This is a genomic window from Burkholderia savannae (genome assembly GCF_001524445.2).
GTDB lineage: Bacteria > Pseudomonadota > Gammaproteobacteria > Burkholderiales > Burkholderiaceae > Burkholderia > Burkholderia savannae.
Window position 1 is genome coordinate 94,833 of record NZ_CP013418.1, and the last position, 13,251, is coordinate 108,083.

Genomic DNA, 13,251 nt, shown 5'->3' on the forward strand with positions numbered 1-13,251 from the left:
ATCTGAAATGGCCAAACGCATTTTCGAAATCTACCGCTACGATCCGGACAAGGACGCCGCGCCGCGCATGCAGTCGTACGAGCTGGAGATCCAGCACGAGCGGATGCTGCTCGACGCGCTCGTCAAGCTGAAGTCGGTCGACGAGACGCTGTCGTTCCGCCGCTCGTGCCGCGAAGGCGTGTGCGGATCGGACGCGATGAACATCAACGGCAAGAACGGCCTCGCGTGCCTGACGAACCTGAACGACCTGCCGCAGAAGATCGTGCTGCGTCCGTTGCCGGGCCTGCCCGTCGTGCGCGACCTGATCTGCGACTTCACGCAGTTCTTCAACCAGTACCATTCGATCCGTCCGTACCTGATCAACGACGAGCCGCCGCCCGAGAAGGAGCGTTTGCAGTCGCCGGAAGAGCGCGACGAGCTCGACGGCCTGTACGAGTGCATTCTGTGCGCGAGCTGCTCGACGTCGTGCCCGAGCTTCTGGTGGAATCCGGACAAGTTCGTCGGCCCGGCGGGCCTCTTGCAGGCGTATCGCTTCATCGCGGACAGCCGCGATCGCGCGACGGGCGAGCGCCTCGACAACCTCGACGATCCGTACCGTCTGTTCCGCTGCCATACGATCATGAACTGCGTCGACGTGTGCCCGAAGGGCCTGAACCCGACGAAGGCGATCGGCAAGATCAAGGAATTGATGGTGCGCCGCGCGGTCTGACATGAGCGAATCGTCGCATCAATCCGACCCGCATCGCCGCGCGCGGCTTCGCTGGCGCGCGCGGCGCGGTCTGCTGGAGAACGATCTGATTTTCGAGCGTTTCTTTGCCAGACACGAGCACGACCTCAGCGACGCAGACGTGAGCGCACTGTCGCGCCTGCTGGATCTAAGCGACAACGACCTGATGGACTTGCTGCTCGCGCGCAAGGAACCAGAAGGCGACCTTGCCGGCCCGGACATGTCCAGGCTGCTGGAGATGCTGCGCAGCGTTTGAGAGCGTTGTGCCCGTTATCGAATCCGTTTCTATTTTCGATTGAGGATGTGTCATGACCCCGTCTGATGTTAAAGCCACGCTATCGTTCAGCGATAATTCGCCGAGCGTCGAACTGCCGATCTACAAGGGGACGATGGGCCCGGACGTGATCGATATCCGCAAGCTGTACGGCCAGACCGGCAAGTTCACGTATGACCCGGGCTTCATGTCGACGGCGTCGTGCAACTCGGCGATCACGTACATCGACGGCGACAAGGGCGAGCTGCTGTATCGCGGCTACCCGATCGACAATCTCGCCGAGAACGCGGACTTCCTCGAATCCTGCTATCTGCTGCTGAAGGGCGAGCTGCCGAACGAGGCGCAGAAGAAGGAGTTCGTCGCCACCGTCACGAAGCACACGATGGTGCACGAGCAGATGCAGTTCTTCTTCCGCGGCTTCCGCCGCGACGCGCACCCGATGGCGATCCTCGTCGCCGCGGTCGGCGCGCTGTCCGCGTTCTACCACGACTCGCTCGACATCAACGATCCGCGCCACCGTGAAGTGTCGGCGATCCGCATGATCGCGAAGCTGCCGACGCTCGTCGCGATGGCGTACAAGTACAGCATCGGCCAGCCGTTCGTGTATCCGCAGAACAATCTGTCGTATAGCGCGAACTTCATGCGCATGATGTTCGCGAACCCGTGCGAGGAATACCAGGTCAACGACGTGCTCGTGCGCGCGCTCGACCGCATCCTGATCCTGCACGCCGACCACGAGCAGAACGCGTCGACGTCGACGGTCCGTCTCGCGGGCTCGTCGGGCGCGAACCCGTTCGCGTGTATCGCGGCCGGCATCGCGTGTCTGTGGGGCCCGGCGCACGGCGGCGCGAACGAAGCCGCGCTCAACATGCTCGAGCAGATCGGCACGCCGGACAACATTCCCGAGTTCATCAAGCAGGTGAAGGACAAGAACTCGGGCGTGAAGCTGATGGGCTTCGGCCACCGCGTGTACAAGAACTACGATCCGCGCGCGAAGCTGATGCGCGAAACGTGCTACGAAGTGCTGAACGAGCTGGGCCTGCACGACGACCCGCTGTTCAAGCTCGCGATGCAGCTCGAGAAGATCGCGCTGGAAGACGAATACTTCGTGTCGCGCAAGCTGTACCCGAACGTCGACTTCTACTCGGGCATCGTCCAGCGCGCGCTGGGCATCCCGACTTCGATGTTCACCTGCATCTTCGCGATGGCGCGTACGGTGGGCTGGATCGCGCAGTGGAACGAGATGATCGCCGATCCCGAGCAGAAGATCGGCCGTCCGCGGCAGCTGTTCATCGGCGAAACGCCGCGTACGGCGAAGCCGATCGGTCAGCGCTGATCGACGGCTTGCGCGGCGTGCGTGGCGTGCGGCTAGCCCGCCGCGCACCACGCTGCATCGAACACCCCGACGGTTCGCCCGTCGGGGTGTTTTATTTTCGGCGACGCGTTTTGCCGCTAGACGAGCCGCGCTCGAGCGAAGGCGGGCGCACGTCGATGCTTGCGTCGCGCGCGGGCGCTTCGTCGGGCGTGCGGCCGTGCTCGGCGAGGAACTGCCGGTAGGCGCGCGGCGTCATCCGGCGCGCGGCGAGAAACTGGCGGTTGAAGTTCGCGAGATTCGCGTAGCCGGAGCGTGTCGCGACGAGCGACACGGGCCAGCCGGTCGACGCGAGCAACCGCGCCGCGTGCGCGAGCCGCAGCCGCTGCAGATAGCGGCCGATGCTTTCGCCGACGTGTTGCGCGAAGCGCCGCTGCAGCGAGCGCTCGGACAGGTGCGCGACCGCCGCGAGCTCGGCGACGCGCAGCGGCTCGTGAAAGCGGCGGTCGAGCAGATCGAGCACGCGGTCGAGCCGCTCGGCTTCGGGCGCGAGCGCCGCGTCGTCGGCGGCGCGGTAGGCGGCGGCGGTCGCGAGCGGCGTCGCCGGCGCGTCGGCGAGCAAAGCGAGCACGTCGAGCGCGGCCGCGAGCCGCACGCGCGGCGCGCGATCGACGAGCGCGGGCAGCCGCGCGCGCATCTCGGCCGTGGCGTCGGACCCGAACGCGAGCCCGGGCGCGGCCCGGCGCAGCAGCGTGCGCAGGCCGGCGAATTCGGGGCAGCAGGCGGCGACGCGCTGCGCCCAGTCGCCGTCGAACCACACGACGAGCGCGACGAGCGGCGCATCCGGGTCGATACGCTCGTCCGACGCCCACGTATGCGGCAGGTTCGGCGGCACGAGCACGAGGTCGTCGCCCGCGTAATCGGCGGCATGATCGCCGACGAAGCGTTTGCCGCGGCTGTTCAGCGTGAGCGTCAGCTCGTATTCGGGGTGGTGATGCCATTCGTACGGAATCTGCGCGAGCCGGCGCCGAAAGACGCGGACCGAGCAGCCGTCGGGGATCGCGACCCGTTCGTAGCGCGGCTTCACGCCGGCCTCCGTCCGCTCGCGCGGCGCGCGCGCGTGGCATCATCGCCGAATCTCGACGACACGAGAGGCACGCGAATGTTTTCACATGTCTGCATGGGCGTAACCGATATCGAACGCGCTTTTGCGTTCTATGAGCCGTTGATGGACGCGCTGCGGCTCGAGCTCAAGTTTCGCGATCCGCACGGCTGGACGGGTTGGAAGCCCGTCGATGCGCCGCGTCCGCTGTTCCTGATCGGCCGGCCGTTCGACGGCGCGCCGCCCGCGCCCGGCAACGGCCAGATGACCGCGTTCCTCGCGGCCGACCGCGCGACAGTGGACCGCGTGTACGCGCTCGCCCTGCAGGCGGGCGGCGCGAGCGAAGGCGCGCCCGGCTTGCGGCCTCATTACCATCCGAACTACTACGGCGCGTACTTTCGCGATCTCGACGGCAACAAGCTGTGCGTATGCTGCCACGAGCCGGAGTAAGTGTGCGCGCCGCCGAACGGCGGCGGGAACGCGAGCACGTGTTCGCAAGATCTTTCGACGGCCGCCGCGCGCGCGGCGACGGCGCTCGCATGCGCGGGAGAGCGGCCGTCGCTGCGCGCGGCAAAATGGCAAACGGCGCCGTGCGCACGCGTCTAGAATGGCGACATTACATTTTTCTTGCGGGGTACGGCATATGCGCGCAATGGGGCTTGTGGCGGCGTTGGCCTGTTCACTGTCGATCGAGGGCGCGGCCGCCGGCGTTGCCGAGGACAACGTGCTGAGGGCCGCGCGTGCGATGCCTGAGCGATCGGCGGCGGCCGACTGCCGGCAATGGGCGCAGCCCGTCCCCGTCCATGCGCAGGACGGCGCGTCGTCAGGCTGGGTGCGCGCGCTCGTCGCGATGGCCGCCTACAACGCCGCGGCGGCGTCGAGCACGCCCCGTTCGCGCGAGACGGCCCGATCGCTGTGCGACGAGCATCGCGCGGCGATGTTCTCGAGCGAACACTACATGTTCGCGCCGCCGACGATGGCGCGCTGATCGCGCGGCGCGATTTCTCCACGCGAGCGGCGGCGGACAAGCCGCCCGCGCTCCACCGGGTGCGTTCGTCGCGACGGCGCGAGTCGTGCCGTCGCGCACGCGTCGCCGCTTCCACGCCCGCGCCGAGCTGCGCGGCCGTCACGTGGGCCTTCGCAGGACGCCTGTCCGGGCGATTGGCGTCATCGTATCGATAGTCGGCGCGATTGCATCGCTTCGAGCGGATCGGGCGATCTACGCTGAATGGGCGCGTCAAAGCACGCCGCACCATCCAGAACCCGATCCAGGAGACATCCGATGCCGTTCCCTATCGACGACCTCCCGGCGGCGATCCGCACGACGAAAGCGGTGCTGCGCGCCGCGCTGCCGAACCGCGCTCGGGTGTTTCGCGAGCTCGAAGGCGAAATCGCGCGGCAGGCCGACGCGATCCTCACCGATCGCGCGCAAGGCCGTGACACGATCGCCGTGCTGCGCTTCGCCGACATTGCCGCCGGCCGCGTCGATCCGGCGTCGCTCGCCGCGTTGAGAACGCGCGGCGCGTGCGTGATTCGCGGCGTGTTCGACGAACGGCGGGCGAGCGACTGGAACGACGAGATCGCCGCGTACGTCGAGTCGAACCGGCTCGACGACAAGCTCGCGCATCGCGCCGAGGACCGCTATTTCGGCACGCTCGCGTCGAGCAAGCCGCAGATCTACGGGATCTACTGGTCGAAGCCGCAGATCGCCGCGCGCCAGTCGCCCGAGCTGACGCAGGCGCGCGTGTTCCTGAACCGTCTGTGGCGCGCGCAGAGCGAAGGGCGCGTGCATTTCGATCCGGCGCGCGTGCCGGCCTACGCGGACCGCATCCGCCGGCGGCCGCCGGGCTCGTCGTCGCTCGGGCTGTCGCCGCACGTCGACGGCGGCTCCGTCGAGCGCTGGCTCGGGACGAATTTCCGGCGCGTCTATCGGCACGTGCTCGCGGGCGACTGGCGCGCGTACGATCCGTTCGACGCGGCGTTCCGGCCGGACGTCGAGGAGATTCCGTCGCCCGCCGTCTGCTCGATGTTCCGCACGTTTCAGGGCTGGACCGCGCTGACGCCGCAAGGGCCGGGCGACGGCACGCTGCAGTTGATCCCGATCGCGAACGCGATGGCCTACGTCGTGCTGCGCGCGCTGCAGGACGACGTGCCGGACGACGACCTGTGCGGCGCGCAGCCGGGCCGCGCGCTGTCGGTGCTGCCGGCGTGGCATGCGCCGCTGCTCGCCGCGCTCGTGCCGATTCCGCAGATGCAGCCGGGCGACGCGGTGTTCTGGCACGGCGACGTCGTGCACGCGGTCGAGGACGCGCATCGCGGGACGGGCTACAGCAACGTGATGTACATCGCGTCGGCGCCCGGCTGCGCGAAGAACGACGCGTATCTGAAGCGGCAGTTGCCGAGCTTCCTGCGCGGCGAGAGCCCGCCGGATTTTCCGGCCGATCACTTCGAGACCGATTTCACCGGGCGTGCCCAGGCGGGCGATTTGACCGAGCTGGGGCGCGAGCAGATGGGGTTCGGCTCGTGAACCGCGGCGGCGGGGGGCCGCGCCGCCGATTCGTGCCGTCGCGCCGACGCGTCGCCGCCGCCGCGTCCGTCGTCCGTTTGTCGTCGAGATGCGCCGGCCCGCACGCGCCTCGCCGGCACCGTCACCGTTCCCACGGCGGCGTGCGCGACGCGTCCTGCTTGCCGTACCGCGCGATCGCATCGCGCACGACGGCGCGCGTCGCAATCCCGTCGTCGGCGAGCGCGTGCAGCGCGGCGATCACGATCGACGCGCGATCGACCTCGAAGAACGCGCGCAGCGCCTGGCGCGTGTCGCTGCGGCCGAAGCCGTCGGTGCCGAGCGTCACGTAGCGGCGCGGCACGTACGCGCGGATCAGCTCGGGCAGCGCGCGCGCATAGTCGGTCGCGGCGATCACGGGCCCTTGCGTCGCGGCGAGCGCCGACGTGACGTAGGGCGTCGCGGGTTCGTGCGCTTCGTCGGCGTCGAAGAGGCGCTGCGCGCGCTCGGCCGCGATGCCGTCGCGCTGCAGCTCGGTGAAGCTCGTCACGCTCCAGACGGCCGCGTCGATTTGCCAGTCGTCGCGCAACATGCGCGCGGCCGCCAGCACCTCGCCGAGGATCGCGCCCGAGCCGAGCAACTGCACGCGCGCGGCGGGCAGCGCCGCCGCGTCGAGCGGGTACATGCCCTTGAGAACGCCGTCGCGAACCGCGTCGGCGCGCGCCGCGGGCAGCGACGGCTGCGCATAGTTCTCGTTCGTGACGGTCAGGTAGTAGAACGTGTCGCGCTGCCGCTCGACCATCTCGCGCATCCCTTCGTCGACGATCACCGCGACTTCGTACGCGAACGCCGGGTCCCACGCGCGGCAGTTCGGCACCGTCGACGCGGCGAGATGGCTCGTGCCGTCCTGATGCTGGAGCCCTTCGCCGCCGAGCGTCGTCTTGCCGGACGTCGCGCCGATCAGGAAGCCGCGCGCGCGCTGGTCGGCGGCGGCCCAGATCAGGTCGCCGATCCGCTGGAAGCCGAACATCGAGTAATAGATGTAGAACGGCAGCATCGGCAGGTCGTGCACGCTGTACGACGTCGCGGCGGCGATCCACGACGACATCGCGCCCGCCTCCGAAATCCCTTCCTCGAGGATCTGTCCGCGCGTGTCCTCGCGGTAGTAGAGCATCGAGCCGAGGTCTTCCGGCTCGTAGCGCTGGCCGAGCGGCGAGTAGATGCCGACCTGCCGGAACAGGTTCGCCATCCCGAACGTTCGCGCCTCGTCGGCCACGACGGGCACGATGCGAGGCCCGAGCGCCGCGTCCTTCAGCAGGCCGCCCAGCATCCGCACGATCGCCATCGTCGTCGACATCTCGCGGCCGTCGGCGTCGAGCGCGAATTGCCCCCAGGAAGGCAACGACGGCACGGTCATGGCCGTCGCCGCCGCCGCCCGCCTTCTGGGCAGGCAGCCTCCCAGGGCAGCCCGGCGCGCATGCAGATATCGCATCTCCGGGCTGTCTTGCGCGGGCTTGTAGAACCGGAGCTGCTCGACGTCGTCGTCGGACAGCGGCAGCCGGAAACGGTCGCGGAACGCGAGCAGGTGCTCGACGTCGAGCTTCTTCTGCTGATGAGTGGTCATCCGGCCCTGGCCGATCGCGCCCATGCCGAAGCCCTTCATCGTCTTCGCGAGGATCACGGTCGGCCTGCCCTCGTGCCGCAGCGCGCTGTCGTATGCGGCGTACAGCTTGCGCGCGTCGTGGCCTCCGCGGCGCAGCCGGTCGATGTCCTCGTCGCGCAGATGCGCGACGAGCGAAGCAAGCGCGTCGTCCTGGCCGAAGAAGCGTGCGCGGTTGTATGCGCCGTCGTTCGCGGAGAAGGTCTGGAACTGGCCGTCGACGGTCTGCGCGAACGCGCGCGCGAGCGCGCCCGTCGCGTCGCGCGCGAAGAGCGCGTCCCAGTCCGAGCCCCACAGCACCTTGATCACGTTCCATCCGGCGCCCGCGAACTGCGATTCGAGCTCGTCGACGATGCGGCCGTTGCCGCGCACCGGGCCGTCGAGCCGCTGCAGGTTGCAGTTGATCACGAACACGAGATTGTCGAGCCCCTCGCGCGCGGCGAGCGACAGCGCGCCGATCGATTCGGGCTCGTCCATCTCGCCGTCGCCGAAGAAGCCCCACACCTTGCGGCCGTCGGTGCGCAGGAGGCCGCGGTTTTGCAGATAGCGCATGAAGCGCGCCTGATAGATCGCGTTGATCGGGCCGATGCCCATCGAGCCCGTCGGGAACTGCCAGAAGTCGGGCATCAGCCACGGATGCGGATACGAGCACAGGCCCGGCCCGGAGATCTCGCGCCGGTAGTGCTCGAGCTGCGACTCGCTCAGGAAGCCTTCGAGGAACGCGCGCGCATAGACGCCCGGCGACGAATGCGGCTGGAAGTAGACGAGATCGCCGCCCGACGCGCCGCCCGCGGCGCGAAAGAAGTGGTTGAAACCGACCTCGAACAGATCGGCCGCCGACGCGTAGCTCGCGATGTGCCCGCCGAGTTCGCCGTATGCGCGGTTCGCGCGGACCACCATCGCGAGCGCGTTCCAGCGCAGCACCGCCGCGAGGCGCGCTTCGAGCTCCAGGTCGCCCGGATACGGCGGCTGCGCGTCGAGCGGGATCGTGTTCACGTACGGCGTCGCGTTCGCGTGCGGCGCGGCGAGCCGGCGGCGCGCCGCGTGCTCGGCGAGCTGCGCGAGCAGGAACTGCGCGCGCTCGGCGCCCGCATGCTCGACGACGCCGTCGAGCGCGTCGAGCCATTCGGCGGTTTCCTGCGGATCGGTGTCGTCGTGGCGGCGCGCGGCCGTGCTGACCGGGCGAATACCGTTCGATAAGTCGTTCATGCGGGGCTCCGGGCGGGGCGGAAACTGGGAAGCGACAACGGCAGCAACAGCCGTCAAGGTTATCCACCGCGCCGCAGAATGTGCATCTCTTTTGGCTCGAATTTTGGTTTCGTGTAACGTGGTAATTCCTGAAAAATCGTCGTTTTCAGAAGATTTGCACTATGAGCGCTCCTTCCCGCCGGCTGGACCGGATCGACATCGGCATCCTCAACCAACTGCAGCAGAACGCGCGGATCACGAACGCCGAGCTCGCGCGCGCGGTGAATCTGTCGCCGACGCCGTGCTTCAACCGCGTCCGCGCGCTCGAGAAGCTCGGCCTCATCAAGCAACAGGTGACGCTGCTGAATCCGGAGCCGCTCGGGCTGCGGATCAACGTGTTCATCCAGGTGAGCCTCGAAAAGCAGGTCGAGGACGCGCTGCGCCGCTTCGAAGAAGCGATCGACAAGCGGCCCGAGGTGATGGAGTGCTATCTGATGTCGGGCGACGCCGATTACCTGCTGCGCGTCGTCGTGCCGAGCATGAAGAGCCTCGAGCGGTTCATCCTCGATCAGTTGACGACGATCCCCGGCGTGTCGAACATCCGGTCGAGCTTCGCGCTCAAGCAAGTCCGCTACCGGACCGCGCTGCCGCTGCCCGCGGGCGGGCTCACGCTCGCGGGCGACGACGACGAATCGAACGAATGGGTGTGAGTGACGCCGCTCGCGCGTGCGTCTGCGGCGCTGCGCGCGCATCCGAATATTGCCGGGTAATCCTGATACCCGTATCGGCTGTACCACTCAACTCACTGTTTTTTATAGGTTTTTTCGTTTGCCTGGTATAAAAATGCGCGCGTCGCGTGGCATAATCGAGCGCATCGAACGCTTGTTCGCCGTTATAACGACCCCGCATACCCATGGCACAGACTCTCTACGACAAATTGTGGAATTCGCACGTCGTCCACACCGAAGAGGACGGCACCGCATTGCTCTACATCGATCGCCAGTTGCTGCACGAAGTCACGAGCCCGCAGGCGTTCGAGGGGCTGAAGCTCGCGCAGCGCCCGGTGTGGCGAATCAGCGCGAATCTCGCGGTGTCCGATCACAACGTGCCGACGACGGACCGCAGCCACGGCATCGCCGATCCGGTGTCGAAGCTGCAGGTCGACACGCTCGACGCGAACTGCGACGCGTTCGGCATCACCCAGTTCAAGATGAACGACGTGCGCCAGGGCATCGTGCACATCATCGGCCCGGAGCAGGGCGCGACGCTGCCGGGCATGACGATCGTGTGCGGCGATTCGCACACGTCGACGCACGGCGCGTTCGGCGCGCTCGCGCACGGCATCGGCACGTCGGAAGTCGAGCATGTGCTCGCGACGCAGACGCTGCTGCAGAAAAAGAGCAAGAACATGCTCGTGAAGGTCGAGGGCCAGTTGCCGCGCGGCTGCACCGCGAAGGACATCGTGCTCGCGATCATCGGCAGGATCGGCACCGCGGGCGGCACCGGCTACGCGATCGAATTCGGCGGCTCGACGATCCGCGCGCTGTCGATGGAAGGCCGGATGACGGTCTGCAACATGGCGATCGAAGCGGGCGCGCGCGCCGGCATGGTCGCCGTCGACGACACGACGGTCGAGTACCTGAAGGGCCGCCCGTTCGTGCCGACGGGCGCGGAATGGGATCAAGCCGTCGAGTACTGGCGCCAATTCACGTCCGACGAAGGCGCGCAGTTCGACCGCGTCGTCGAGCTGAACGCGGCCGAGATCGTGCCGCAGGTCACGTGGGGCACGTCGCCGGAGATGGTCACGTCGATCGACGGCCGCGTGCCCGATCCCGAGCGTGAAAAGGACCCGGTCAAGCGCGACGCGATGGAGCGCGCGCTCGCGTACATGGCGCTCACGCCGGACACGCCGATCGAGGCGATCAAGGTCGACAAGATCTTCATCGGCTCGTGCACGAACGCGCGCATCGAGGACATCCGCGCGGCCGCGTACGTGGTGAAGAAGCTGAATCGCCGCGTCGCGTCGAACGTGCGGCTCGCGATGGTCGTGCCGGGCTCGGGCCTCGTGAAGGCGCAGGCCGAGCGCGAAGGGCTCGACAAGGTGTTCACGGAAGCCGGCTTCGAATGGCGCGAGCCGGGCTGCTCGATGTGCCTCGCGATGAACGCCGACCGGCTCGAGCCGGGCGAGCGCTGCGCGTCGACGTCGAACCGCAACTTCGAAGGCCGGCAGGGCCAGGGCGGCCGCACGCACCTCGTCAGCCCGGCGATGGCGGCGGCGGCGGCGATCGAAGGCCACTTCGTCGACATTCGCAAGCTGGGGTGAGCATGAAGGCTTCGATCTTCCGGCGCGTCGCCGCCTTGCTCGCGCTGACGGGCTTCGTGCTCGGCCTTGCCGGCTGCAACACGGTCGCGGGCATGGGCGAGGACATCAACGCCGCCGGCCGCGCGATCAAGCGCGCGGCGGACTGACGGCGCGCGCGAGCGCGCCGACTCGGGATTCGATTTCGCCGGCCCGCGCGGCCGGCCTCCAATCTGGTTGACGGATCATGGAAAAATTCAATGTGCATACCGGCGTCGTGGCGCCGCTCGATCGCGAGAACGTCGACACCGACGCGATCATTCCGAAGCAGTTCCTGAAGTCGATCAAGCGCACGGGCTTCGGCCCGAACGCGTTCGACGAGTGGCGCTATCTCGATCACGGCGAGCCCGGCCAGGACAACTCGAAGCGGCCGCTCAATCCGGATTTCGTGCTGAACCAGCCGCGCTACCAGGGCGCGTCGATCCTGCTCGCGCGCAAGAACTTCGGCTGCGGCAGCTCGCGCGAGCACGCGCCGTGGGCGCTGCAGCAGTACGGCTTTCGCGCGATCGTCGCGCCGAGCTTCGCCGACATCTTCTTCAACAACTGCTACAAGAACGGCCTGCTGCCGATCGTGCTGAGCGAGCAGCAGGTCGACCATCTGTTCAACGAGACGTACGCGTTCAACGGCTATCAGCTGACGATCGATCTGCAGGCGCAGGTCGTGCGCGCGCCGGACGGCCGCGAGTATCCGTTCGAGATCACCGCGTTCCGCAAGTACTGCCTCGTGAACGGCTTCGACGACATCGGGCTCACGCTTCGCCACGCGGACAAGATCCGCCAGTTCGAAGCCGAGCGGCTCGCGAAGCAGCCGTGGCTCAACAACCGGCTGATCGGCTGACGTTTTTCGTTTCTCGCGCGAGCGCGCGGCCGGGCACGGCGGCGCGCCCGCTTCGCCCGAAACCAATCCTCCATCTAGTCAGGAATTTCGCATGAAGATTGCAGTGCTGCCCGGCGACGGCATCGGTCCGGAAATCGTCAACGAAGCGGTGAAGGTGCTGAACGCGCTCGACGAGAAATTCGAGCTCGAAACCGCGCCCGTCGGCGGCGCCGGCTACGAGGCGAGCGGCCATCCGCTGCCGGATGCGACGCTGAAGCTGGCGAAGGAAGCGGACGCGATCCTGTTCGGCTCGGTCGGCGACTGGAAATACGACTCGCTCGAGCGCGCGCTGCGCCCCGAGCAGGCGATCCTCGGGCTGCGCAAGCATCTCGAGCTGTTCGCGAACTTCCGGCCGGCGATCTGCTATCCGCAGCTCGTCGACGCGTCGCCGCTCAAGCCCGAGCTGGTCGCGGGCCTCGACATCCTGATCGTGCGCGAGCTGAACGGCGACATCTACTTCGGCCAGCCGCGCGGCGTGCGCGCGGCGCCGGACGGCCCGTTCGCCGGCGCGCGCGAGGGCTTCGACACGATGCGCTATTCGGAGCCGGAAGTGCGCCGCATCGCGCACGTCGCGTTCCAGGCCGCGCGCAAGCGGCAGAAGAAGCTGCTGTCGGTCGACAAGTCGAACGTGCTGGAGACGTCGCAGTTCTGGCGCGACGTGATGATCGACGTATCGAAGGAATACGCGGACGTCGAGCTGTCGCACATGTACGTCGACAACGCGGCGATGCAGCTCGCGAAGGCGCCGAAGCAGTTCGACGTGATCGTGACGGGCAACATGTTCGGCGACATCCTGTCGGACGAGGCGTCGATGCTGACGGGCTCGATCGGCATGCTGCCGTCGGCGTCGCTCGACAAGAACAACAAGGGCTTGTACGAGCCGTCGCACGGCTCCGCGCCGGACATCGCGGGCAAGGGCGTCGCGAACCCGCTCGCGACGATCCTGTCGGCCGCGATGCTGCTGCGCTATTCGCTGAACCGCGCCGAGCAGGCGGACCGGATCGAGCGTGCGGTCAGGAAGGTGCTCGAGGCGGGTTACCGGACGGGCGACATCGCGACGCCGGGCTGCAACAAGGTCGGCACGGCGACGATGGGCGACGCGGTCGTCGCGGCACTGTAAGCGCCGCGAGCGCGGCGCGCGTTCGACGCGGCGCGTCGTCGCAACAAGGACGGGCGGCTCCGAAAACGGGGTCCGTCCGGTTTTAGCGGCCGTTGTGCGGCCACCGAGGTTTGTGTAGACTCGAACGAT

The 13,251-nt window shown here is 67.8% G+C and carries 13 protein-coding genes; 11 read left to right on the forward strand and 2 right to left on the reverse strand.

Annotated features, from left to right (window positions below; translation table 11 throughout):
• Nucleotides 1-7 precede the first annotated feature (7 nt).
• The 3 genes from WS78_RS21200 to gltA are packed head-to-tail and all read left to right on the forward strand — an operon-like array spanning nucleotide 8 to nucleotide 2,337.
• Complete coding sequence (locus WS78_RS21200; protein ID WP_038743513.1) at nucleotides 8-709, forward strand: succinate dehydrogenase iron-sulfur subunit; 702 nt, start codon at nucleotides 8-10, stop codon at nucleotides 707-709.
• Between the two features lies 1 nt (nucleotide 710).
• Nucleotides 711-983: an FAD assembly factor SdhE gene (locus WS78_RS21205; RefSeq protein WP_004528990.1), complete on the forward strand. Its 273-nt coding sequence runs from the start codon at nucleotides 711-713 to the stop codon at nucleotides 981-983.
• Nucleotides 984-1,035: 52 nt separating this feature from the next.
• A complete protein-coding gene (gene gltA / locus WS78_RS21210) occupies nucleotides 1,036-2,337 on the forward strand; it encodes a citrate synthase (protein WP_038743515.1) in 1,302 nt (433 codons plus the stop codon).
• A gap of 91 nt (nucleotides 2,338-2,428) precedes the next feature.
• Here the strand turns inward: gltA and WS78_RS21215 are convergent, their stop codons facing one another.
• Nucleotides 2,429-3,400 (reverse strand): helix-turn-helix domain-containing protein, encoded by a 972-nt coding sequence (locus WS78_RS21215; protein WP_059576293.1) that lies wholly within the window; start codon nucleotides 3,398-3,400, stop codon nucleotides 2,429-2,431.
• Between the two features lie 75 nt (nucleotides 3,401-3,475).
• Between WS78_RS21215 and WS78_RS21220 the strand changes: the two genes are divergently transcribed.
• From WS78_RS21220 to WS78_RS21230, 3 genes are all read left to right on the forward strand, one after another.
• Entirely contained in the window at nucleotides 3,476-3,865 is a 390-nt protein-coding gene (locus tag WS78_RS21220) for a VOC family protein (RefSeq protein WP_038743521.1), read from the forward strand.
• 295 nt (nucleotides 3,866-4,160) lie between these two features.
• Entirely contained in the window at nucleotides 4,161-4,403 is a 243-nt protein-coding gene (locus tag WS78_RS36115; RefSeq protein ID WP_059576488.1) for a hypothetical protein, read from the forward strand.
• A 294-nt stretch (nucleotides 4,404-4,697) separates the two neighbouring features.
• A complete protein-coding gene (locus WS78_RS21230) occupies nucleotides 4,698-5,942 on the forward strand; it encodes a DUF1479 domain-containing protein (RefSeq protein WP_059576290.1) in 1,245 nt (414 codons plus the stop codon).
• A 121-nt stretch (nucleotides 5,943-6,063) separates the two neighbouring features.
• Here the strand turns inward: WS78_RS21230 and mdeB are convergent, their stop codons facing one another.
• Nucleotides 6,064-8,787 carry an alpha-ketoglutarate dehydrogenase gene (gene mdeB, locus WS78_RS21235; RefSeq protein WP_059576286.1) on the reverse strand — a complete coding sequence of 908 codons (2,724 nt, stop codon included), beginning with the start codon at nucleotides 8,785-8,787 and terminating at the stop codon, nucleotides 6,064-6,066.
• A 161-nt stretch (nucleotides 8,788-8,948) separates the two neighbouring features.
• On the opposite strand from mdeB, the gene WS78_RS21240 reads away from it, so the two are divergent.
• The 5 genes from WS78_RS21240 to leuB all read left to right on the forward strand — a co-directional run bounded on the left by WS78_RS21240 (nucleotide 8,949) and on the right by leuB (nucleotide 13,122).
• Nucleotides 8,949-9,476 (forward strand): Lrp/AsnC family transcriptional regulator, encoded by a 528-nt coding sequence (locus WS78_RS21240; protein ID WP_038743528.1) that lies wholly within the window; start codon nucleotides 8,949-8,951, stop codon nucleotides 9,474-9,476.
• A 203-nt stretch (nucleotides 9,477-9,679) separates the two neighbouring features.
• Nucleotides 9,680-11,089, forward strand: coding sequence for a 3-isopropylmalate dehydratase large subunit (leuC, locus tag WS78_RS21245; RefSeq protein WP_059576282.1), 1,410 nt, complete (start codon nucleotides 9,680-9,682; stop codon nucleotides 11,087-11,089).
• Nucleotides 11,086-11,235 carry an entericidin A/B family lipoprotein gene (locus WS78_RS21250; RefSeq protein ID WP_198170049.1) on the forward strand — a complete coding sequence of 50 codons (150 nt, stop codon included), beginning with the start codon at nucleotides 11,086-11,088 and terminating at the stop codon, nucleotides 11,233-11,235. Before leuC ends, WS78_RS21250 begins: the two co-directional genes overlap by 4 nt.
• 77 nt (nucleotides 11,236-11,312) lie before the next feature.
• Nucleotides 11,313-11,963, forward strand: a complete 651-nt coding sequence (gene leuD / locus WS78_RS21255; RefSeq protein WP_038743535.1) for a 3-isopropylmalate dehydratase small subunit — start codon at nucleotides 11,313-11,315, stop codon at nucleotides 11,961-11,963.
• Between the two features lie 91 nt (nucleotides 11,964-12,054).
• Nucleotides 12,055-13,122, forward strand: coding sequence for a 3-isopropylmalate dehydrogenase (gene leuB, locus WS78_RS21260; protein WP_059576279.1), 1,068 nt, complete (start codon nucleotides 12,055-12,057; stop codon nucleotides 13,120-13,122).
• Nucleotides 13,123-13,251 lie beyond the last annotated feature (129 nt).